The 21,960-nt window shown below is 56.9% G+C and carries 17 protein-coding genes and 1 riboswitch; of the genes, 7 read left to right on the top strand and 10 right to left on the bottom strand.

The features are described from left to right. Positions 1 to 315 precede the first annotated feature (315 nt). Together murI and btuB are read right to left on the bottom strand one after the other, a co-directional pair. A complete protein-coding gene (gene murI / locus UR289_RS19925; protein WP_023309660.1) occupies positions 316 to 1,167 on the bottom strand; it encodes a glutamate racemase in 852 nt (283 codons plus the stop codon). Further along, entirely contained in the window at positions 1,112 to 2,959 is a 1,848-nt protein-coding gene (gene btuB / locus UR289_RS19920) for a TonB-dependent vitamin B12 receptor BtuB (RefSeq protein WP_039264233.1), read from the bottom strand. The genes murI and btuB overlap by 56 nt, the downstream gene beginning before the upstream one ends. Positions 2,960 to 3,024: 65 nt before the next feature. Beyond that, a riboswitch (cobalamin riboswitch) is annotated at positions 3,025 to 3,201 on the bottom strand. A 104-nt stretch (positions 3,202 to 3,305) separates the two neighbouring features. Between btuB and trmA the strand changes: the two genes are divergently transcribed. Further along, positions 3,306 to 4,406, top strand: coding sequence for a tRNA (uridine(54)-C5)-methyltransferase TrmA (gene trmA / locus UR289_RS19915; RefSeq protein ID WP_023333837.1), 1,101 nt, complete (start codon positions 3,306 to 3,308; stop codon positions 4,404 to 4,406). Between the two features lie 90 nt (positions 4,407 to 4,496). Here the strand turns inward: trmA and UR289_RS19910 are convergent, their stop codons facing one another. Both UR289_RS19910 and fabR read right to left on the bottom strand, forming a co-directional pair. Continuing rightward, on the bottom strand, positions 4,497 to 4,856 hold the full coding sequence (locus UR289_RS19910) for a YijD family membrane protein (RefSeq protein WP_008501783.1): 360 nt from the start codon (positions 4,854 to 4,856) through the stop codon (positions 4,497 to 4,499). A gap of 9 nt (positions 4,857 to 4,865) precedes the next feature. Further along, positions 4,866 to 5,504, bottom strand: coding sequence for an HTH-type transcriptional repressor FabR (gene fabR, locus UR289_RS19905; protein WP_008501784.1), 639 nt, complete (start codon positions 5,502 to 5,504; stop codon positions 4,866 to 4,868). 196 nt (positions 5,505 to 5,700) lie between these two features. Here fabR and sthA point away from each other — a divergent pair, with 196 nt between their 5' ends. Beyond that, on the top strand, positions 5,701 to 7,101 hold the full coding sequence (sthA, locus tag UR289_RS19900; RefSeq protein WP_008501785.1) for a Si-specific NAD(P)(+) transhydrogenase: 1,401 nt from the start codon (positions 5,701 to 5,703) through the stop codon (positions 7,099 to 7,101). Here sthA and oxyR read toward each other — a convergent pair. The 4 genes from oxyR to argC all read right to left on the bottom strand — a co-directional run bounded on the left by oxyR (position 7,084) and on the right by argC (position 11,602). Next, complete coding sequence (gene oxyR, locus UR289_RS19895) at positions 7,084 to 8,001, bottom strand: DNA-binding transcriptional regulator OxyR (protein WP_023309664.1); 918 nt, start codon at positions 7,999 to 8,001, stop codon at positions 7,084 to 7,086. The two genes, sthA and oxyR, sit on opposite strands and share 18 nt — an antisense overlap. Positions 8,002 to 8,337: 336 nt before the next feature. Next, the gene (gene argH, locus UR289_RS19890) at positions 8,338 to 9,711 is read right to left on the bottom strand and encodes an argininosuccinate lyase (RefSeq protein ID WP_069303419.1); all 1,374 of its coding nucleotides are present in this window, start codon (positions 9,709 to 9,711) and stop codon (positions 8,338 to 8,340) included. Between the two features lie 103 nt (positions 9,712 to 9,814). Further along, positions 9,815 to 10,591 carry an acetylglutamate kinase gene (argB, locus tag UR289_RS19885; RefSeq protein ID WP_120785294.1) on the bottom strand — a complete coding sequence of 259 codons (777 nt, stop codon included), beginning with the start codon at positions 10,589 to 10,591 and terminating at the stop codon, positions 9,815 to 9,817. A gap of 6 nt (positions 10,592 to 10,597) precedes the next feature. Beyond that, positions 10,598 to 11,602 carry an N-acetyl-gamma-glutamyl-phosphate reductase gene (gene argC / locus UR289_RS19880; protein WP_320711394.1) on the bottom strand — a complete coding sequence of 335 codons (1,005 nt, stop codon included), beginning with the start codon at positions 11,600 to 11,602 and terminating at the stop codon, positions 10,598 to 10,600. Positions 11,603 to 11,690: 88 nt separating this feature from the next. On the opposite strand from argC, the gene argE reads away from it, so the two are divergent. The 5 genes from argE to gldA all read left to right on the top strand — a co-directional run bounded on the left by argE (position 11,691) and on the right by gldA (position 18,531). Continuing rightward, positions 11,691 to 12,842 (top strand): acetylornithine deacetylase, encoded by a 1,152-nt coding sequence (gene argE, locus UR289_RS19875; RefSeq protein WP_023309677.1) that lies wholly within the window; start codon positions 11,691 to 11,693, stop codon positions 12,840 to 12,842. 271 nt (positions 12,843 to 13,113) lie between these two features. After that, positions 13,114 to 15,765 carry a phosphoenolpyruvate carboxylase gene (gene ppc / locus UR289_RS19870; RefSeq protein WP_023309665.1) on the top strand — a complete coding sequence of 884 codons (2,652 nt, stop codon included), beginning with the start codon at positions 13,114 to 13,116 and terminating at the stop codon, positions 15,763 to 15,765. 94 nt (positions 15,766 to 15,859) lie between these two features. Next, the gene (locus UR289_RS19865; RefSeq protein ID WP_320711392.1) at positions 15,860 to 16,624 is read left to right on the top strand and encodes an AraC family transcriptional regulator; all 765 of its coding nucleotides are present in this window, start codon (positions 15,860 to 15,862) and stop codon (positions 16,622 to 16,624) included. Positions 16,625 to 16,752: 128 nt separating this feature from the next. Continuing rightward, a complete protein-coding gene (gene fsa, locus UR289_RS19860) occupies positions 16,753 to 17,415 on the top strand; it encodes a fructose-6-phosphate aldolase (RefSeq protein WP_320711391.1) in 663 nt (220 codons plus the stop codon). Between the two features lie 12 nt (positions 17,416 to 17,427). After that, complete coding sequence (gene gldA, locus UR289_RS19855; RefSeq protein ID WP_320711389.1) at positions 17,428 to 18,531, top strand: bifunctional L-1,2-propanediol dehydrogenase/glycerol dehydrogenase; 1,104 nt, start codon at positions 17,428 to 17,430, stop codon at positions 18,529 to 18,531. Positions 18,532 to 18,614: 83 nt separating this feature from the next. On the opposite strand, the gene katG is transcribed toward gldA, so the two are convergent. Together katG and metF are read right to left on the bottom strand one after the other, a co-directional pair. Next, the gene (gene katG, locus UR289_RS19850; RefSeq protein ID WP_039264223.1) at positions 18,615 to 20,795 is read right to left on the bottom strand and encodes a catalase/peroxidase HPI; all 2,181 of its coding nucleotides are present in this window, start codon (positions 20,793 to 20,795) and stop codon (positions 18,615 to 18,617) included. Between the two features lie 147 nt (positions 20,796 to 20,942). Beyond that, complete coding sequence (gene metF, locus UR289_RS19845) at positions 20,943 to 21,830, bottom strand: methylenetetrahydrofolate reductase (protein WP_033146931.1); 888 nt, start codon at positions 21,828 to 21,830, stop codon at positions 20,943 to 20,945. Between the last annotated feature and the right edge of the window lie 130 nt (positions 21,831 to 21,960).

Raw genomic sequence — 21,960 nt, 5'->3', positions numbered from 1 at the left:
ATTTATTGTCCGAAGACATTAAGAATCCATGTCACTTTGAGTGCCCACACAGATTGTCTGATAAATTGTTAAAGAGCAGTGCAACGCGGCTTTCGCTCACCGTTGCGAGGTCCCGTATATTACGTTTTCCTCATTCAGAGTCAAGCGATTATTTTTGCTTTTCTCTGCCGGCGTTCATCTCTGAACCCCGCTAACCCGGCGGCCTGTAAGCCGTTGTTCCGTGTCAGTGGAGGCGCATTATAGGGAGTTCTCTGACGTTGACAACCCCTCTTTTAAAAAAAACTTTCAACCGTCTCTTTTTTGCTCAAAACCGTGCTACAGCGCCAGTTTTTCGAGCGTTTCAAAGCCATAACGGCGTAAAACGGGTAAAAGTTGCTCAGTCTCTTTCGTAATGGCCATACAAAACGCGATATTCGCATCGGTAGATTTCGCATCCGGCGCTTCATGCTCCAGCAACCAGGCCGTACGACGGGCGATAGCCGCACCGGAATCCACCAGGCGAGTCCCCTCCGGCAATACCTCTAATAGCTCTTCCTGTAATAGCGGGAAGTGGGTGCAGCCCAGCACAACAGTATCCGGGGGTTCAGGCATGCGCAGCCACGGACGAAGAATACGACGCAGCTCGTCGAGTGATACCGCCTTTCCATGCAGCTTCGCTTCAGCCATCTCCACCAGCTCAGCCGAACCCAGCATCGCAATCTGGCATTCGTTGGCAAAACGGTCGATCAGTTCGCGGGTATAAGGACGCTTTACCGTGCCTCGCGTTGCCAGCAGACCCACAATGCCGTTCGCCGTCAGGCGCGCGGCTGGCTTTATTGCAGGAACGACGCCCACAACCGGGAACTGGAATTTTTCACGCAGGGCGGGAAGAGAAACGGTGCTCGCCGTATTACAGGCGATGACGGCCAGCGCAAGGGGATAGCGCTTTTGTACCGCGGTGACGATTTCAACCACACGCTCAACAATAAAATCTTCGCTCTTTTCCCCATACGGGAAAGCGACGTTATCGAAGGCGTAGATGTAATGGAGATCCGGCAGGAGATGCCGAATCTCATCATAGACCGAAAGCCCACCGACGCCGGAATCAAACACCAGCACGGTGGGACGCGGATTAGAAGGTGTAGCTGCCAGACAAGGTGTATTCCCGTCCTGCAGTTTGGTAGCCATAAACTGTCTCGTAATCTTTATCGAACAGGTTGGCTATTTTACCACGAACTGTGAGATGTGAGGTGACAGGATACGAAACTGCGACATCCCACAGGCTGACACCGCCCATTTTTACTTTCTCAGACGGATAAGCACCAAAGTCAGTGTCGTAACGCGTACCGAGATAGTGATAAGTCAGGCTCCAGTCGAAATCATAGATCTGCGTGTCGAGCTGATATTTCACCTGCTGCTTAGCACGACGGTCCAGAAGTTCGTTGGTTGCGGCATTGCGGGCATCCACATAGTCGTAGCCTACAGTATGCGTCAACGGACCCGTATCAAACGATGCTGTCGCTTCCACACCTTTAATGCGCGCTTTACCGACGTTGTAATATTGCTGAAGGTTATTATCGAAGTCGATGAGATTATCGACGTCATTACGGTAGCCGGAGACGCGCCAGCTCACGCCGGCCGTCAGGCCTTCAAACGCACCTTCCCACTGCTTGCTCTCTTCGGGATCAAGATGGTCATTGCCATAGAAACCATAGAGTTGACCCAGATTCGGTGCTTTATAGGCCGTACCATAAGAAGCAACGAAGCGGTAACCCTCCACGAACTCCCAGGCCGCACTACTTTGCCAGGTGCCATGGCGACCGAACTGAGAGTTGTCATCGCTGCGAACCGCTCCTTCCAGAGTGAAGTCACCAAACTGCTGCAACCCGGTCAGGTAAACGCCGGTGTTACGCAGGTCGTAGCCGTTGGTCACGTAGTTTGTACCCGGCTCGGTGCTCTGCTTCTGCCAGTCAACGCCCGCGCCAATGTTTCCATGGCCAACATCAACGGAGTTCAGCCACTGGACGTTGTACTGCTTGATTTCATCCAGTGTGGCTGTCGAATCGTAGCGGCCCAAATTTGGGTCGTAGTTATAGTCCTTGCTGTGACTATAGCTGGTGAGCAGCTGTGAATGGAAGATGTCATCGTTGAAGCGCAATCCTGCATCCCAGGTCTGACTATAGAGCTGGCGGGTATCGACCAGTACGTCAGGGGTAAATGAACTGTAGTAACCGTCGTAGGCAGTACGGTTGCTATAGCCAAAGCCGCGAACAAATCCGCTCCACTGCTCCGAGAATGCGTGATCCAGTGCACCATAGAGCGTTTTATTCATAAAGCCGTCGCGATCGGTCTGGGCAAGGCCACCATTGTTGCCGTCCGCAACCACATCAAACCCTTTGGTATAGGTGTAATCACCCGCAAGCGTGACGCGCGTGCTGTCGCCCAATGTTTGCTGAGTACTGCCGCCATAATTCTGGTAACCATGCGACCCTACACCTGCATTCAGCGTGGTACCGTCCTTCGCGCGAGTGGTAATAATGTTTACGACTCCGCCAATCGCGTCCGAGCCGTATACCGCCGAACGCGGTCCACGAACATATTCGATACGCTGCACCAGGGAGATCGGGAACTGGCTGAGATCGGACGACCCCGTAACGCCCGCCTGGTTAAGGCGGATCCCATCAACAAGGATCAGGACATGGCTGGAGTTGGTGCCACGTATAAAGAGAGAAGAGAGTTGCCCCATCCCGCCATTTTGCGCCGTATCCACGCCGGGCAGGCGACGCATAACATCAAGGACTGAGGTTGATTGCCAACGGTCAATATCGGCACGCGTAACAACGGAGGTTGCAGCCAGAATAGTTTTTTCAGGTTGTTCAAAACGATTTGCCGTCACCACCAACGAGTCGGCGCTATCCTGCGCCCAGCCCGAAAATGCCGTGACGGACAACGCCGTCAACAGCGATACTTTTTTAATCATTGTTAAAGCATCCACAATATAAGAAGGATGCCGCAGGCCTCATCGATAGCACGCGATGATGAAACCAAATGCGACGTGATCCCGGCAGGTCTTCGGGCTAGGTGGCTATATAAGGATGAAGACTTCCCATTTTCACAGTGTCTACAACTCTCATCCCGCCAGACTTTACCGCTGCGCGTCAGCTCCAGATTTACACTGGATTCCCTTTTCACTCTCAGGAGACCGGAAACAGAATGCTACAATTAGACACGTATGGATGTCCAGACAGCTATTGCCCATTAAATCTGGACATCCCCTGAACAATGCCTACAATCCCCGCGTAATTCTTTATCATTCAGGACGCATCATGACCCCAGAACACCTCCCGACAGAACAGTACGACGCGCAGCTGGCAGAGAAAGTCGTCCGCCTGCAAAGTATGATGACGCCTTTCAACGCGCCCGTTCCCGAGGTGTTCCGCTCTCCCGTCAGCCATTACCGCATGCGCGCCGAGTTCCGCATCTGGCACGACGGTGACGACCTGTACCACATCATTTTCGATCAGCAGACGAAATCCCGTATTCGCGTGGACAGCTTTCCGGCGGCGAGCGAGCTCATTAACCAGTTGATGACGCTGATAATGGACGGCGTGCGCAACAATCCGGTACTGCGTAACAAGCTGTTCCAGATTGACTACCTGACCACGCAAAGCAATCAGGCGATTGTCTCCCTGCTGTACCACAAAGCGCTCAATGACGAGTGGCGCGAGCAGGCAGAAGCGCTGCGCGATGCGCTGCGCGCGCAGAACATCAACGTTCACCTGATTGGCCGCGCGACAAAAACCAAAATCATGCTGGATCAGGACTACATCGACGAGCGCCTGCCGGTGGCAGGTAAAGAGATGGTGTATCGTCAGGTCGAGAACAGCTTCACCCAGCCAAACGCTGCGATGAACGTGCAGATGCTGGAGTGGGCGCTGAAGGCGACGGAAGGGTCAACGGGCGATCTGCTTGAGCTCTACTGCGGTAACGGCAACTTCTCGCTGGCGCTGGCGCGTAATTTCGATCGCGTTCTGGCAACGGAAATCGCCAAGCCGTCGGTGGCTGCCGCGCAGTACAACATCGCTGCTAACCATATCGATAACGTGCAGATCATTCGTATGGCCGCGGAAGAGTTCACGCAGGCCATGAACGGCGTACGCCAGTTTAACCGCCTGGAAGGGATCGATTTGAAAAGCTACCAGTGTGAGACGATTTTTGTCGACCCGCCGCGCAGTGGCCTGGACAGCGAAACCGAGAAGATGGTTCAGGCGTACCCGCGTATTTTATACATCTCCTGTAACCCGGAGACGCTGTGCAAGAACCTCGAAACATTAGGCCAGACGCACAAGGTTGAACGTCTGGCGCTGTTCGATCAGTTCCCGTATACGCACCATATGGAGTGCGGCGTACTGCTCACGGCGAAGTAATGTGGGGGTTGTAGGGCAGGTAAGCGAAGCGCCACCTGCCAAAAAAGCCGGATGGCGCTTCGCTTATCCGGCCTACAATGACGAAACCCTTTACTCCGGTAACTGGCTCTTACGGCTACGCATGCGCGAGCCAATCCAGAACACCAGCGCCACAGACAGTACCGCAGGGAAGAAGTTAGAGCCGATATCCGGATACTCCGCGCGAACCACCGTGCTATACAGCAATACGCCCAGAATAAAGCAGGCAGCGGCCAGCCCCGGTAACCCCACCGGCATGGTGCGGTTCAGGTAACGTTGATGCAGGCAGTAAACCGTCAGCACCAGCGCAATAAGCGGGAAAATCGAAAATGGAACAATTGAGCTAAAAATAGCGGCAAACGTACCATTAATGGATAAGCCAGCGATCAATGCCAGCAACAGCGTCCCTTTATCCTGACCTGACTGTTTCATTACTCACCTTCACTCTTCGGTTTGATGTGCCAGTTTCTCTTGTTCACGGCGATACCAGTAGTACGCGCCTTTGGAGATCATCCTGAGCTGCAATACCAGCCGCTCTTCGAGCTGTTTGCGTTGTTCAATGCTGACATCCAGCGCTTCGGCACCCGCGCTGAAAACAATCGTCACCATCGCCTCGGCCTGTGCTTCAGTAAACGCACGCGGCATATGGTTTTCGAGTTCAAGATAGTCGGCAAGTTCCGCGATGAAGTGCTGAATTTCACGCGCGACGGCGGCACGAAACGCCGCCGATGTGCCCGAACGCTCGCGCAGAAGCAGACGAAACGCGTTGGGGTTATTGCCGATAAATTCCATAAAGGTCGATACGGAGGTGCGGATCACGCTGCCCCCTTTGGCGATACGCTGACGCGCCTGGCGCATCAGCTGGCGCAGCATCAGACCGCTCTCGTCGACCATAGTCAGGCCCAGTTCATCCACATCACGGAAATGACGATAGAAGGACGTTGGCGCAATCCCGGCCTCGCGTGCGACTTCGCGCAGGCTCAAACTGGCAAAACTCCGCTCAGCACTCAGTTGACTGAATGCGGCTTCCACCAGCGAACGCCGGGTTTTCTCTTTTTGTTGTGCTCTTACGCCCATCACGATAGTTGAATCCTTCCAAAGGCCTGATGGCACTATACCAGAGAATAAAATTAATCTGTTTGCCTGGCTTTGTGAATGATTGTTTACGTGCGGTTTGTGCTCCACTGCCCGAAAAAAGCACAACGATAATTGGGTTACTCTGGCAATGATGTTATGATTCTGTTGCTTTTATGTATAAGAACAGGTAAGCCTTACCATGCCACATTCCTACGATTACGACGCAATAGTTATTGGTTCCGGCCCCGGCGGCGAAGGTGCTGCTATGGGTCTGGTGAAACAGGGAGCCAGAGTAGCGGTCATCGAGCGCTACCATAATGTCGGCGGCGGTTGCACCCACTGGGGCACCATCCCTTCGAAAGCCCTCCGCCACGCCGTTAGCCGCATTATCGAATTTAACCAGAACCCTCTTTACAGCGACCACTCCCGACTTCTTCGTTCATCCTTTGCTGACATACTGAATCACGCGGATACCGTTATTAACCAGCAGACACGCATGCGTCAGGGATTTTATGAGCGTAACCACTGTGAAATTTTGCAGGGCAACGCGCATTTTGTGGATGAACACACCCTGGCACTCGAATGCCACGACGGTTCGGTTGAAACCATCACGGCTGAAAAATTTGTGATCGCCTGCGGCTCACGCCCTTACCATCCGGCCGACGTGGACTTCTCGCACCCGCGTGTTTACGACAGCGACTCGATTCTGAGCCTGCACCATGAGCCTCGCCACGTCATTATCTATGGCGCAGGGGTCATTGGTTGCGAATATGCGTCGATCTTCCGCGGAATGGACGTCAAAGTTGACCTGATCAACACTCGTGACCGCCTGCTGGCGTTCCTGGATCAGGAGATGTCGGACTCTCTCTCCTACCACTTCTGGAACAGCGGCGTGGTGATTCGCCACAACGAAGAGTACGAGAAGATCGAAGGCTGCGACGACGGGGTGATCATGCACCTGAAGTCCGGTAAGAAGCTGAAAGCAGACTGTCTGCTGTACGCCAACGGTCGTACCGGCAACACCGATTCACTGCAGCTGGAAAATATCGGGCTTGAAACCGACAGCCGCGGTCAGCTGAAGGTCAACAGCATGTATCAGACCGCCCTGCCGCACGTTTACGCGGTCGGCGACGTGATTGGCTACCCAAGCCTGGCCTCAGCCGCTTACGACCAGGGACGCATCGCCGCACAGGCGCTGGTAAAAGGCGAAGCGACGGCGCACCTGATCGAAGATATTCCGACGGGGATCTATACCATCCCGGAAATCAGTTCAGTCGGGAAAACCGAGCAGCAGCTGACGTCAATGAAGGTGCCTTACGAGGTGGGACGTGCCCAGTTTAAACATCTGGCGCGGGCGCAAATCGTGGGGATGAGCGTGGGAACGCTGAAGATCCTGTTCCATCGCGAAACGAAAGAGATCCTCGGCATTCACTGCTTTGGTGAACGCGCGGCGGAAATCATTCATATCGGCCAGGCGATAATGGAGCAGAAAGGCGGTGGTAACACCATTGAGTACTTCGTTAACACCACCTTTAACTACCCGACCATGGCGGAAGCCTATCGGGTAGCCGCGCTGAACGGCTTAAACCGCCTGTTTTAACGCGCTGTCAAAATGGCCATCCATCGAACCACGGATGGCCTCTGCCAGCTGCTCATAGCGGCTGCGCAGCGGTGAACCCGGACGATACACCAGGCCGATAGTGCGACGCGGCTCCGGCTTAATGCACGGCAGATAAACCACGCCATCACGTTTACGCTCGCGCGGCACGGCCAGCGCAGGCAGCAGCGTAATCCCGCTTCCCGCCGCGACCATATTACGCAGCGTTTCCAGGCTGGTTGCGCGGAAATGGGTATCCTCATCCGCACCCGCTTCGAAGCAGAAGCCCATCGCCTGATCGCGCAGGCAGTGGCCATCTTCCAGCATCAGCAGCTTTTCACCGGCCAGATCGGCCATCGGTACGCGATCGCGGTTCGCCCACGGGTGATCTTCATAGATCGCCAGCATCATCGGCTCATCGAACAGCGGCACTTCAATAAAGGCTTCACTCTCTTTCACCAGCGCCAGAATGGCGCAGTCGAGCTTGCCGCTGTCTAACTGCGCCAGCAGCTGATGGGTTTGCGCTTCATGCAGGTACATTTCGAGTTTCGGGAACGTCTGGTGCAGCATCGGAATGATGTGCGGCAACAGGTACGGGCCAACGGTTGGGATCAGGCCGATATGCAGCGGGCCGGACATCGCCTCCCCCTGCTGGCTTGCCATTTCCTTGAGCACTTTGACCTCGCGCAGCACGGTGCGCGCCTGATCCACCAGCAGCAGACCTGCCTGTGTGAACAGAACCTTACGACTGGTGCGCTCCAGCAGCATCACGCCCAGCTCGTCTTCCAGCTTGCGGATCTGACCGCTCAGCGTGGGCTGGCTGACGTGGCAGGAATCTGCCGCGCGGCGAAAGTGACGATGCTCGGCTAACGCTACCAGGTATTCAAGATCACGAATATTCATTATTCATCCTCCGTCGCCACGATAGTTCATGGCGATAGATAGCATAGCAACGAACGATTATCCCTATCAAGCATTCTGTTGAATAATACACCACATAGACGAGGCGGCACGTGTTTGACCCTTGACGTCCCCGCACCGTCAGCGAGTTTCTCTCAAAACTCGAACAACTAAAGCCAACGTGAACTTTTGCGGACCCCGTGGTCCGCTTTTTTTTGCGTAAAAGAGCCCGGGGATAAAAGCAAAATGGCAACCGAAGTTGCCATTTTTAGTGTTTGCTCCCTCTCCCCGTGGGAGAGGGCCGGGGTGAGGGCACCAGCCCGCACTGTTCAAACCAAATCAAACCAACCGGTTTTTCGCATCCGCTATCGCCTGCGCCACCTGCTTCGGCGACACGCCGCCTTTCGCGGCACGTTTATCCAGACAAGACTGCAGCGCAAGGATCGGATACACATCATCCCCGATAACCGCGCTGAACTTCTGCAGGTCTGCCAGCGCCAGATCTTCCAGTGGTTTACCCTGACGAATGGCTTCCACCACCGCTTCACCCACAATGTGGTGCGCTTCACGGAAAGGTACGCCTTTCGCCACCAGATAATCCGCCAGTTCGGTAGAGTTCGCATAGCCCTGCTGCGCCGCTTCCTGGCAGCGCGGACGTTTCACCTGAATGCCGTCCAGCACCAGGGCGCCCATATGCAGACAGTCCAGCCAGGTGTCGAGCGCGTCGAACAGCCCTTCTTTGTCTTCCTGCATGTCTTTGTTATACGCCAGCGGCAGCCCTTTCAGGGTCATCATCATGCCGGTCAGCGCGCCCTGCACGCGGCCACATTTGCCGCGGATCAGCTCCAGCGCGTCCGGGTTTTTCTTCTGCGGCATCAGGGAGGAGCCTGAGGTCACGCGGTCGGAGAGCTCGACGAAGCCCGCTTCGCCAGAGTTAAAGAAGATCAGGTCTTCGGCAAAGCGCGACAGATGCACCATTCCGATAGACGCATTGGAGAGCAGCTCCAGCACGTGGTCGCGGTCGGACACGCTGTCCAGGCTGTTACGGGTGGCGGAAGCAAAGCCCAGCCAGCCTGCCAGCTGCTCACGGTCGATTTCATACGCCGTACCGGCCAGCGCGCCGCTGCCCAGCGGGCTGACGTCCAGACGCTTCAGGGTATCCTGCAGACGGCTTTCGTCACGTGCCAGCATCTCGACGTAGGCCAGACACCAGTGCGCGAAGGTCACCGGTTGGGCGCGCTGCAGGTGGGTATAACCCGGCATCACCGCGTCCTGGTTGTTCTGCGCGGTCTCCACCAGCGCACTCTGCAGCTGGCGGTTAGCCGCCAGCAGTTCGCCAACGGTATCTTTGCACCACAGCTTCAGATCGGTGGCGACCTGGTCGTTACGACTGCGGCCGGTATGCAGCTTTTTACCCAGCTGGCCGACTTTGTCGATAAGTTTGCCTTCCACCCAGCTGTGAATATCTTCAGCATCGCTTTCGAGGATCTGCTGCGGGTTAAGACGCACCTCTTCCAGCAGATTGTTCAGCGCCTCTTCCAGCCGTAATTGTTCGTCGGCGGTCAGTACGCCTACCGTTACCAGCGCCCTGGACCAGGCCACAGAGCCGACAATATCCTGTTCGGCCAGGCGGTAGTCGAAGCGCAAAGAGTCGTTGAACTGTTTGAACCGCTGATCCGCTGCCTGTGTAAAACGCCCACCCCAAAGTGCCATAACATGCTTCCTTTATTCGTTAGTTCTGCCGGGTGGCGCTTCGCTTACCCGGCCTACGGTCTTGTAGGCCCGGCAAGCAGAGCGCCGCCGGGCATTAAATCGATTACGCCAGAATACGCGTGCCAATCGGCGTGCCGTTAAACAGCGCCGGCAGTTGTTCCGCGTGACGCCAGGAGGCGATATCCACCGGACGGCCCAGCGTGCGTGCGGCATCCAGCGCGGCGTTCACTTTGACGATCATGCCGTCGGTAATAATGCCCTGGGCAATCAGCTGCTCGGCTTTCTCAGCCGTCATTTCCGCAATGCGCTGGCCTTTGCCGTCCAGAATGCCGCTCACGTCGGAAAGCAGGATCAGATCCGCACCCAGCGTTGCCGCCAGTGCCGTCGCCGCCTGGTCAGCGTTGACGTTCATCAGCTCGCCCTCTTCGGTCACGCCGATAGAGCTCACCACCGGCAGGAACCCCCCTTCCAGCAGCGTGTTAATCAGCTTAGGCGAACCCGGCTGCGCCAGTCCAACGTGGCCGAGCTCTTCGTCGAGCTGGGTCACTTTTACGCTGTCGCCATCGCCCAGACAGAGGCCAACGGATGCGATGTGGTGTTTCTTCGCCCACGCCAGCAGCGTTTTGTTCGCCGTACCCGCCAGCGCACCGGTAATGATGTCAATCTGGTCAGCAGGCGTGACGCGCAGGCCGTTCTTCTTTTTCACCGGCAGGTTGAGCCCTTTCATCAGCTCATCCACCACGCAGCCGCCGCCGTGCACAATCACCAGCGGACGCTGGTGTGATTCGCGATAGTTCACCAGCGCGGTAAACAGACGCTCCAGTGCTTCTTCGCTGTCCAGCAGTACACCACCGAGTTTGATAATTAATGGGTTCATCATCACACCTTAAATAAGAGCCTGCGTTTCCGGGAAACCGAAACGAATATTTGCACACTGCATTGCCTGTGCGGCAGCGCCTTTGAGTAAGTTATCTTCCGCGGCGACCACAATCAGATGCTCGCCCTGCACGGCAAAGCCGATGTCGCAGAACGGCAGGCCGACCACGTTTTTCAGCGCCGGCACGCTTTTATCGTACAGGCGCACCAGCGGTTTATCCGCATACGCCTGCGTGAAGGCCTCGTTCACCTGCTCTTTGGTCACGCCCGGCTTCAGGCGGCAGGTAATGGTTTCGAGGATCCCGCGCGGGAAGCTGCCCAGATGCGGCGTGAAAATGACGTCCGCGCCCAGATGCGTCGTGATTTCAGGGTGATGACGGTGATTAAACACGCCATACGGCTGAAGGCTCACTTCGCAGAAGCTGTTGGAAATAGCGGCCTTGCGCCCTGCTCCGCTCACGCCGCTGGTGGCGTTGATCACCGGCCACTGGCTCAGATCCAGCAGGCCTGCGTCGATCAGCGGCTTCAGGGAAAGCTGCGCCGCCGTCGGGTAGCAGCCCGGAACGGCAATCAGGTCCGCTTCTTTCAGTTTATCTGTGCTCCACTCCGCCAGTCCGTACACCGCTTTTTCCAGCAGTTCCGGATGCTGATGGGTGAAGCCGTAATATTTTTCGTAAAACGCACCGTCGTTCACGCGGAACGCGCCGGAAAGGTCGAAGACCACGCAGCCAGCCGCCAGGAACTGCGGCGCCAGGTCGTGGCTGACCTCGTGCGCGGTGGCTAAAAACACCACGTCGACGCCGTCGGTAAACTCGCTGATGTCAGACATGGGCTGCAGCGGCAGATCGACAAGACCCTTAAGCTGCGGATGCAAATCGGAAATTAACTTTCCTGCATCATTGCTTTGCGCTGACACGGTCAAAGCGGTTATGGTCATATGTGGATGGCGATTCACGTAGCTTACAAGCTCTGCGCCCGCATAACCGCTAGCGCCTACAATCAGCGTATTCAACATCGGGTTCCTTTATGCTCAACGTTAATGTATTTTTATTCACATTTATTGCATGAATATTGATACTATCACGACCTAAGGTGTGTCAACAATGAAAATGAACTTACCGCCATTTATCGAGATCTACCGCGCCCTGATTGCCACTCCGTCCATCAGCGCAACGGAAGAAGCGCTGGATCAGAGCAATGAGTCTTTAATCAATCTGCTGGCGGGTTGGTTTAGCGATCTTGGGTTTAACGTTGAGGTTCAGCCCGTTCCCGGAACACGCCACAAATTTAACCTGCTCGCCAGCACCGGAACCGGTGCGGGCGGCCTGCTGCTGGCCGGCCATACCGACACCGTGCCGTTTGACGATGGCCGCTGGACGCGCGATCCGTTCACCCTGACCGAGCACGACAACAAGCTCTATGGCCTGGGCACCGCCGACATGAAAGGCTTCTTCGCCTTTATCCTCGACGCGCTGCGTGACGTGGACGTGACGAAGCTGAAAAAACCGCTCTACATTCTGGCGACCGCCGACGAAGAAACCAGCATGGCGGGCGCGCGCTACTTCTCTGAAAACACGTCGATTCGCCCGGATTGCGCGATCATCGGCGAGCCGACGTCTCTGCAGCCGATTCGCGCGCACAAAGGCCATATCTCTACGGCCGTGCGCGTGCTGGGTCAGTCCGGCCACTCCAGCGACCCGGCGCGCGGCGTGAACGCCATCGAGCTGATGCATGACGCCATCGGCCGCATCATGACCCTGCGCGACGATCTGAAAGAGCGCTACCACTACGACGCGTTCACCGTGCCGTATCCGACGCTGAACCTCGGCAGCCTGCATGGCGGCGATGCCTCCAACCGTATCTGCGCCTGCTGCGAACTGCATATGGACATCCGCCCGCTGCCGGGCATGACGCTGAGCGATCTCGACGGCCTGCTGAATGAAGCGCTGGCTCCGGTGAGCGAGCGCTGGCCGGGCCGCCTGACGGTCTCCGAACTGCATCCGCCGATCCCGGGTTACGAATGCCCGCCGGATCATCAGCTGGTTGAGGTGGTGGAAAAGCTGCTCGGTGAGAAAACCGACGTGGTGAACTACTGCACCGAAGCGCCGTTTATTCAGACGCTTTGCCCTACGCTGGTCCTGGGCCCCGGCTCCATCAACCAGGCCCACCAGCCGGATGAATATCTGGAAACCCGCTTCATCAAGCCAACCCGCGAACTGATTACCCAGGTTGTGCATCACTTCTGCTGGCATTAAAACCGCACCGAAGAGTCCCCTCTCCCAGTGGGAGAGGGTTAGGGTGAGGGCAACAAATCGCATGATCTCCGTCACATTCCCATAAGCATCTCTTATCTGACGCAATGCGAATTAAATTTCGTAAATTGCCCGCATTTATTCGTTTGCTGAACCGTTTTCGCAGCAATTGACGACGGGGGTTTTACGTGGCTTTATAAAGGGAGATGACAAAATAATGTCCAGATGATTTTCGCCTGGGCATAAACAAAAATGATGGGGTGACTGGGTTTTTATGAACGAACAATATTCCGCGTTGCGTAGTAATGTCAGTATGCTCGGCAAAGTGCTTGGAGATACCATCAAAGACGCGTTGGGGGAGAACATCCTCGACCGCGTTGAAACCATCCGCAAGCTGTCTAAATCTTCCCGTGCCGGTAACGAGGCCAGTCGTCAGGAGCTGCTCACCACCTTGCAGAACCTCTCTAACGATGAGCTGCTGCCCGTTGCACGCGCATTCAGCCAGTTCCTGAACCTGGCTAACACCGCTGAGCAATACCACAGCATTTCGCCAAACGGCGAAGCGGCAAGCAACCCGGAAGTCATTGCCCGCACCCTGCGTAAACTGAAAGACCAGCCAGACCTCAACGAAGCCACCATCAAAAAAGCGGTGGAGTCGCTTTCGCTGGAGCTGGTGCTGACCGCACACCCCACTGAAATTACCCGTCGCACCCTGATCCACAAAATGGTGGAAGTGAACAACTGTCTGAAGCAGTTGGATAACAAAGACATTGCCGACTACGAACGTAACCAGCTGATGCGCCGTCTGCGCCAGCTGATTGCCCAGTCCTGGCACACCGATGAAATTCGTAAGCATCGCCCAAGCCCGGTCGACGAAGCCAAATGGGGCTTTGCGGTGGTGGAAAACAGCCTGTGGGAAGGGGTGCCTAACTACCTGCGCGAGCTGAACGAACAGCTGGAAGAGAACCTCGGCTACCGCCTGCCGGTCGACTTTGTTCCGGTGCGCTTCACCTCCTGGATGGGCGGCGACCGCGACGGTAACCCGAACGTGACCGCGGAAATCACCCGTCACGTCCTGCTGCTGAGCCGCTGGAAAGCGACCGACCTGTTCCTGAAAGACATTCAGGTGCTGATCTCCGAGCTATCGATGGTTGAAGCGACGCCGGAACTGCGCGCGCTGGCCGGAGAAGAAGGCGCCAGCGAGCCGTACCGTTTCCTGATGAAGAAACTGCGTGGTCAGCTGATGGCCACTCAGGCCTGGCTGGAAGCGCGTCTGAAAGGTCAGCGCCTGCCAAAACCAGAGGGTCTGCTCAGCCAGAACGAACAGCTCTGGGAGCCGCTGTATGCCTGTTATAAATCACTGCAGGCCTGCGGGATGGGCATCATCGCTAACGGCGAACTGCTCGACACCCTGCGCCGCGTGAAGTGTTTCGGCGTGCCGCTGGTGCGTATCGACGTACGTCAGGAAAGTACCCGTCATACCGAAGCGCTGGGCGAGCTGACCCGCTATCTCGGCATCGGCGACTATGAAAGCTGGTCCGAAGCCGACAAACAGGCCTTCCTGATCCGCGAGCTGAACTCGAAGCGCCCTCTGCTGCCGCGCAACTGGGAGCCAAGCAACGAAACCCGCGAGGTGCTCAACACCTGTAAAGCGATCGTGGACGCACCGAAAGGATCGGTGGCCGCCTATGTGATCTCCATGGCGAAGACCCCGTCCGACGTGCTGGGCGTTCACCTTCTGCTGAAAGAAGCGGGAATCGACTACGCCCTGCCGGTCGCCCCGCTGTTTGAGACCCTCGACGACCTGAACAACGCCAACGACGTCATGACCCAGCTGCTGAATATCGACTGGTACCGCGGCTTTATTCAGGGCAAACAGATGGTGATGATTGGCTATTCCGACTCCGCGAAAGATGCGGGCGTGATGGCGGCATCCTGGGCGCAGTATCAGGCGCAGGACGCACTGATCAAAACCTGCGAGAAAGCCGGTATTGAGCTGACCCTGTTCCACGGACGCGGTGGCTCGATTGGCCGTGGCGGTGCACCTGCACACGCAGCGCTGCTTTCACAGCCGCCGGGAAGCCTGAAAGGCGGCCTGCGCGTCACCGAGCAGGGCGAGATGATCCGCTTCAAGTACGGTCTGCCGGAAGTGACCATCAGCAGCCTGTCGCTCTACACCAGCGCTATCCTGGAAGCAAACCTGCTGCCACCGCCGGAGCCGAAAGCATCCTGGTGCCATATCATGGACGAGCTGTCTGATATCTCCTGCGATCTGTACCGCGGCTACGTGCGTGAAAACAAAGATTTCGTTCCTTACTTCCGCTCGGCCACGCCTGAGCAGGAGCTGGGTAAACTGCCGCTGGGCTCACGTCCTGCGAAGCGTCGCCCGACCGGTGGCGTAGAGTCTCTGCGCGCGATCCCGTGGATCTTCGCCTGGACGCAGAACCGTTTGATGCTGCCCGCCTGGCTGGGTGCCGGTGCCGCGCTGCAAAAAGTGGTGGAAGACGGTAAACAGAACGAACTGGAAACCATGTGCCGCGACTGGCCGTTCTTCTCTACCCGTCTGGGCATGCTGGAGATGGTCTTCTCGAAAGCCGACCTGTGGCTGGCGGAATACTACGACCAGCGTCTGGTGAAACCAGAGCTGTGGGCGCTGGGTAAAGAGCTGCGCGAACTGCTGGAAGGCGACATCAAAGTGGTACTCGACATCGCCAACGACTCACATCTGATGGCGGACCTGCCGTGGATTGCCGAGTCTATTCAGCTGCGTAACATCTACACCGACCCGCTGAACGTCCTGCAGGCAGAGCTGCTGCACCGTTCGCGTCTGGCGGAAGAAGAAGGTAAAGAGCCGGATCCGCGCGTTGAACAGGCGCTGATGGTGACGATTGCGGGCGTTGCTGCGGGTATGCGTAACACCGGCTAATACTCTATGCCCGGCGGCGCCGCGCTTGCCCGGACCTGTGACTGGTAGGCCGGGTAAGCGTTAGCGCCACCCGGCACATTTCGGTAGTCTTCTCATGCATTCCGATATCACCCGAATCCTGGCAGACCTGGTAAACCGCACGCTACCGCTGGGCCAGATTCATTTCTCAGCGCTGTCTGAACAGCATTCCCGAACATCTCCCTGCCTCGTCATTACCCTTGATGCCCCCTGTGAGGCGATATTTTCATCCTTTGGACACTTAACGCAGCCATCGCCTGACGCCCTGAGCATACATTTCGGTAAGCAGCTGCTGACTATCGAGTTACAGCATGACAATACGCTTGTGCAGCAGCTCCAGGTTGCCCGCCGCGGTCCGCGAACGGGTGCTTTTCTTCTGCAGACGCTAACCGAATTACAGATGCAGCCGGATGAGCAAGAGACCGCGATACTGGTGGTATTAAGCTTGCTCAGCCACTGCCGGGATCTGCTTGGCAGCGACATCCACACCGCCAGCCGCAGCCGCGCCCTGTTTGAGGCCATTCGCCGCTTCATCGAAGAACATCATGCTTCGGCGTTAACCCGTGAATCCGTCGCGCAGGCGTTCTACGTCTCGCCGAACTACCTTTCCCACCTCTTTCAGAAGATTGGCAACGTGGGTTTCAACGAATACCTGACCCAAACGCGACTCGAACACGCGCGCCAGCTGCTGAAAGGCTACGATCTTAAAATCAAAGATATCGCCGCACGCTGTGGGTTTACAGACAGCAATTACTTCTGCCGTCTCTTTCGCAAGCACACCGAACGCTCTCCTTCCGAATATCGTCGCCAGTATCACAGCGAGCTGACCGCCAAAAAATAGCATTGTGATCGCTCTCGCACTTCGCTAAGGACATTACATTTGTCCAGTATTTGGCAAAATTGGCCTGTATCCGCCCTGCCTGCCCGCGCCTTATCCTTTGTTCAGCCTTTCTGACTTAAGGAAAAATAATGGAACTGTACCTGGATACCGCCAACGTGGCGGAAGTTGAACGCCTGGCGCGGGTCTTCCCCATTGCGGGCGTCACTACCAATCCGAGCATCGTTGCCGCCAGCCGTGAATCCATCTGGGACGTGCTGCCGCGTCTGCAAAAAGCCATCGGGCCGGAAGGCACGCTGTTTGCTCAAACCATGAGCCGCGATGCCGAAGGGATGGTGGCAGAGGCCAAACGTCTGAGTAACGCCGTCCCGGGCATCGTGGTGAAAATCCCGGTGACGGCTCAGGGGCTCATCGCGATTAAGGCGTTGAAAAAAGAAGGGATAGCCACGCTGGGGACCGCCGTTTACAGCGCGGCACAGGGCCTGCTCGCCGCGCTGGCAGGCGCGAAATATGTCGCGCCGTACGTAAACCGCATTGACGCGCAGGGCGGTGACGGCATTCGCATGGTCCAGGAGCTGCAATCCCTGCTGGAACTGCACGCGCCGGAAAGCAAAGTGCTGGCCGCCAGCTTCAAAACGCCGCGGCAGGCGCTGGACTGCCTGCTGGCGGGATGCGAGGCAATCACGCTTCCCTTAGACGTAGCGCAACAAATGCTCGGCACGCCAGCGGTAGAGTCAGCCATAGAGAAGTTCGAGCAGGACTGGAAAAACGCGTTTGGTAACCTCAACCTCTAAGGGAGAACTGTTATGGACCGTATCATTCAATCGCCGGGAAAATATATCCAGGGCGCTGATGTGCTTACCCGTCTCGGCGACTATCTGAAACCCCTGGCCAATCGCTGGCTGGTCGTCGGCGATAAATTTGTGCTGGGTTTTGCCGAAGAGACCCTGCGCCAGAGTTTTAAAAAAGCCGAACTGCACGCCGAAATTGCGCCGTTTGGCGGCGAATGTTCGCAAAATGAAATCGATCGGCTGAAAAAGCTGGCAGACAGCGCCGACTGCCTGGCGGTGCTGGGTATCGGCGGTGGTAAAACGCTGGATACCGCTAAAGCGCTGGCCCATTTTATGGACGTGCCGGTCGCTATAGCCCCGACAATCGCCTCCACCGATGCGCCGTGCAGCGCCCTTTCGGTCATTTACACCGACAGCGGTGAGTTCGATCGCTACCTGATGCTGCCGCACAACCCGAACATGGTAATCGTCGATACCAAAGTGGTCGCGGGCGCGCCGGCACGCCTGCTGGCCGCCGGGATTGGCGATGCGCTGGCAACCTGGTTTGAAGCACGCGCCTGCTCGCGCAGCGGCGCGACCACCATGGCGGGCGGCAAATGTACGCAGGCTGCACTCGCGCTGGCCGAGCTGTGCTACAACACGCTGGTTGAAGAGGGTGAAAAAGCCATGCTGGCCGCGGAACAGCATGTGGTTACACCGGCGCTGGAACGCATTATCGAAGCCAACACCTATCTCAGCGGCGTAGGCTTTGAAAGCGGCGGGCTGGCGGCGGCACACGCTATTCATAACGGAATGACGGCGGTACCGGACGCGCACCACTTCTATCACGGTGAAAAAGTAGCGTTTGGCACGCTGACGCAGCTGGTGCTGGAAAACGCGCCGGTAGAAGAAATAGAGGCCGTCGCGGCGCTTTGTCACAGCGTTGGGTTGCCGATCACGCTGGCGCAGCTGAACATCAAAGAGGATATTCCGGCCAAAATGCGTTTGATCGCGGAAGCCTCGTGTGCCGAAGGGGAAACTATCCACAACATGCCCGGCGGCGTAACGCCGGATCAGGTATATGCGGCGCTGCTGGTGGCCGACCAGTATGGGCAGCGGTTCCTGCAGGAGTGGGAGTAAATAGCGTGAACAAAAATCCCCGCATCAGCGGGGATTTTTTTGCCCGTAGGCCGGGTAAGCCTTAGCGCCACCCGGCACAAGGGTTACTGCAGGTCGAACCGATCCAGATCCATTACCTTCGCCCATGCGGCAACGAAGTCGCGGACGAACTTCTCGCTGGCATCGCTGCTGGCATAAACCTCTGCCAGCGCGCGCAGGACGGCGTTAGAACCGAAGACCAGATCGGCGCGGGTGGCGGTGTATTTCACTTCACCGCTGGCGCGATCGCTTCCGGCAAACAGTTCATTAGATTCGTCGGTTGCCTTCCACTGGGTGTTCATGTCCAGCAGATTCACGAAGAAATCGTTGCTCAGCACGCCCTCACGGTCGGTAAACACGCCATTCTTGCTGCCATCAAAGTTAGCACCCAGCACGCGCAGGCCACCGATCAGCACCGTCAGCTCAGGCGCGGTCAGCGTCAGCTGCTGGGCTTTGTCGATCAGCAGTGACTCAGTGGTGGACACATCCACCTGCGCACGGTAGTTGCGGAAGCCGTCGGCAATCGGTTCGAGCAGGTTAAACATCTCGATATCCGTCTGATCCTGACGCGCATCGACGCGGCCCGGGGTGAACGGAACGTTGACGTAAACGCCTGCCGCTTTCGCCGCCTGCTCAACGCCCACCACGCCCGCCAGCACGATGATATCCGCCAGAGAGGCTTTGTTGGTGGTGCGCTGGATAGCTTCCAGAGCCGGCAACGCGCGAACCGCTGCGGCGTTCACATCCCAGTCGCGCTGAGGAGCCAGCGCCAGACGCGCGCCGTTGGCGCCGCCGCGCTTGTCGCCGCCGCGGAAGGTCGACGCTGATGCCCAGGCAACGGAAACCAGTTCGCTCACGGAGAGGCCAGAGGCAGCGATTTCCGCCTTCAGGCTTTCAATGTCTTCTTTCGACGGATTGAACACCGCCTGCGGCAGCGGGTCCTGCCAAATCAGATCTTCTTTCGGCACTTCCGGGCCAAGGTAACGCGATTTTGGCCCCATATCGCGGTGGGTCAGCTTGTACCACGCGCGCGCGAAGGCTTCGTTGAAGGCCTGCGGATCGTTCAGGAAGCGGCGGGAAATTTTCTCGAATTCCGGATCAAAACGCAGCGTCAGGTCGGTGACCAGCATAGTAGGTTTGCGTTTTTTCGACGGGTCGAACGGGTCAGGCATGATTTCCGGAGCATCCACGGCTTCAAACTGAATCGCCCCCGCCGGGCTGCGGGTCTGCACCCATTCGTATTTGAACAGGTTCTCGAAGAAGTAGTTGCTCCACTGGGTCGGGGTTTGCGACCAGATGACTTCCAGACCGGAGGTAATGGCATCTGCGCCAATTCCCGTGCCGTGCGTGCTGGCCCAGCCCAGGCCCTGCGCTTCAATCGGCGAGGCTTCCGGGTCGGTGCCGACGTGCGTGGCTTCACCCGCGCCGTGGGTTTTGCCGAGGGTGTGGCCGCCCGCGATCAGCGCAACGGTCTCTTCGTCGTTCATCCCCATGTTGCCGAAGGTGGCACGAATGGCCGCCGCAGCAGACAGAGGTTCACCGCTGGCGTTTGGCCCTTCCGGGTTCACATAAATCAGGCCCATTTCGGTGGCGGCGAGAGGTCGCTTCGCCAGCGCCTCCGGGTCACGGTGGGTTAGCCAGGCTTTTTCATCACCCCAGTTCACGTCCAGGTCTGGTTCCCAGACGTCTTCACGCCCGGCACCGAAACCAAACGTACGGAAGCCGGAGTTCTCCAGCGCCACGTTACCCGCGAGGATAAACAGGTCGGCCCAGGAAATTTTTTGTCCGTATTTTTGCTTGATTGGCCACAGCAGACGGCGCGCCTTATCCAGGCTCACGTTATCCGGCCAGGAGTTCAGCGGCGCAAAGCGCTGTTGACCGCGGCCTGCGCCACCGCGCCCGTCAACGGAGCGATAGGTACCCGCGCCGTGCCAGGCCATACGGATAAACAGGCCCGCATAGCTGCCCCAGTCGGCAGGCCACCACGGTTGAGAGTCGGTTAAAAGGGCTTTGAGGTCGCCTTTAAGGGCGGAGTAATCAAGTTTGCTGAATTCTTTGCGGTAGTCGAAGTCTTCACCCAGCGGGTTCGAACGATTGGAATGTTGGTTAAGAAGATCGATGCGGAGTTGTTTTGGCCACCAGTCGCGGCTGCCTGTACCTGCCCCCGCGCTGTGATCGACGCCGCCCTGGTGGAACGGGCATTTGCCGACCGATGCCGCTTTATTGGTCTCGTCTGACGTGCTCATCGCTATGCTCCCTTTTACAGTGTTACCGTTACGATATACACCACTAGCAATAAGTTATAGTTGAATTAATCCACAGATTCGATAGCTAATACCTTTTAACTATTCGCGTAACTAAAAAGCCCTCGTATTACGAGGGCTTTGTGCTTATTACGCCGGACGAACGCCCAGCGTATGGCAAATGGCGTAGCTCATCTCCGCGCGGTTCAGCGTATAGAAGTGGAAATCTTTCACCCCTTCACGGCTTAAAATTTTCACCATGTCCATCGCGATATTCGCCCCCACCAGCTTGCGGGTTTCCGGGTCATCGTCCAGCCCTTCGTACATTTTGGACATCCACAGCGGAATGCGGACATTGGTCATATCGGCGAACTTCTTCGCCTGTTTGAAGTTAGAAACCGGCAGAATACCCGGGATAATTTCAACGTCGATGCCCGCGGAGACGCAGCGGTCACGGAATCGCAGGTAGCTTTCCACATCAAAGAAGAACTGGGTAATGGCACGGTTCGCGCCGGCGTCCACTTTACGCCTGAGGTTCAGCAGATCGGCCTGGGCACTTTTCGCTTCCGGATGCACCTCAGGATAAGCGGCAACGGAGATATCAAAATCAGCCACCTCTTTCAGCAGCGCGACCAGATCGGCGGCATACATGTCCGGCTTACCGCTGCCCGGCGGCAGGTCACCGCGCAGAGCGACGATATGACGAATGCCGTTATTCCAGTAATCCTGAGCGATGGCCCGCAGCTCGTCGCGGGTCGCGTCGATACAGGTGAGGTGCGGCGCTGCTTCCAGACCGGTACGATCTTTGATGCCTTTAATGATGCTGTGCGTACGGTCACGCTCGCCGGAGTTCGCACCGTAAGTCACGGAGACGAACTTCGGCTTCAGGCTGCTAAGACGATCGATAGAGCTCCACAGGGTTTGCTCCATTTCACTGGTGCGCGGCGGGAAAAATTCAAAAGAGACGTTAATCTGGCCGTTTACTTCGGCCAGGCTCTGATTCAGTGCTTCCCGCTGGTTGGCGTGAAAAAAGCTCATACCTTACCTCTATCAATCGCATGTCGTTATTTGTTGTGTTGTGAACTTCTATACGTTTAGACGTCCAGATGTAAAAATGACGGAAAAGCGGAGGGACGTCAACATAAATAATCAACAATAACGGTGAGGT

It is taken from the genome of Enterobacter sp. 302C9 (assembly GCF_034106085.1).
Taxonomy (GTDB): domain Bacteria; phylum Pseudomonadota; class Gammaproteobacteria; order Enterobacterales; family Enterobacteriaceae; genus Enterobacter; species Enterobacter asburiae_B.
The sequence above is the reverse complement of the archived record's forward strand: the minus strand, read 5'-3'. Positions and strand labels throughout refer to the sequence as shown.

Excerpts from the sequence above, each read along its gene's own strand:
- sthA (WP_008501785.1), top strand. The coding sequence starts at position 5,701 with ATGCCACATTCCTACGATTACGACGCAATAGTTATTGGTTCCGGCCCC.
- trmA (WP_023333837.1), top strand. The coding sequence starts at position 3,306 with ATGACCCCAGAACACCTCCCGACAGAACAGTACGACGCGCAGCTGGCA.
- gldA (WP_320711389.1), top strand. The coding sequence starts at position 17,428 with ATGGACCGTATCATTCAATCGCCGGGAAAATATATCCAGGGCGCTGAT.
- argH (WP_069303419.1), bottom strand. The coding sequence starts at position 9,711 with ATGGCACTTTGGGGTGGGCGTTTTACACAGGCAGCGGATCAGCGGTTC.
- UR289_RS19910 (WP_008501783.1), bottom strand. The coding sequence starts at position 4,856 with ATGAAACAGTCAGGTCAGGATAAAGGGACGCTGTTGCTGGCATTGATC.
- katG (WP_039264223.1), bottom strand. The coding sequence starts at position 20,795 with ATGAGCACGTCAGACGAGACCAATAAAGCGGCATCGGTCGGCAAATGC.
- UR289_RS19865 (WP_320711392.1), top strand. The coding sequence starts at position 15,860 with ATGCATTCCGATATCACCCGAATCCTGGCAGACCTGGTAAACCGCACG.
- ppc (WP_023309665.1), top strand. The coding sequence starts at position 13,114 with ATGAACGAACAATATTCCGCGTTGCGTAGTAATGTCAGTATGCTCGGC.
- argB (WP_120785294.1), bottom strand. The coding sequence starts at position 10,591 with ATGATGAACCCATTAATTATCAAACTCGGTGGTGTACTGCTGGACAGC.
- argE (WP_023309677.1), top strand. The coding sequence starts at position 11,691 with ATGAAAATGAACTTACCGCCATTTATCGAGATCTACCGCGCCCTGATT.
- murI (WP_023309660.1), bottom strand. The coding sequence starts at position 1,167 with ATGGCTACCAAACTGCAGGACGGGAATACACCTTGTCTGGCAGCTACA.
- oxyR (WP_023309664.1), bottom strand. The coding sequence starts at position 8,001 with ATGAATATTCGTGATCTTGAATACCTGGTAGCGTTAGCCGAGCATCGT.
- metF (WP_033146931.1), bottom strand. The coding sequence starts at position 21,830 with ATGAGCTTTTTTCACGCCAACCAGCGGGAAGCACTGAATCAGAGCCTG.
- argC (WP_320711394.1), bottom strand. The coding sequence starts at position 11,602 with ATGTTGAATACGCTGATTGTAGGCGCTAGCGGTTATGCGGGCGCAGAG.
- fsa (WP_320711391.1), top strand. The coding sequence starts at position 16,753 with ATGGAACTGTACCTGGATACCGCCAACGTGGCGGAAGTTGAACGCCTG.
- btuB (WP_039264233.1), bottom strand. The coding sequence starts at position 2,959 with ATGATTAAAAAAGTATCGCTGTTGACGGCGTTGTCCGTCACGGCATTT.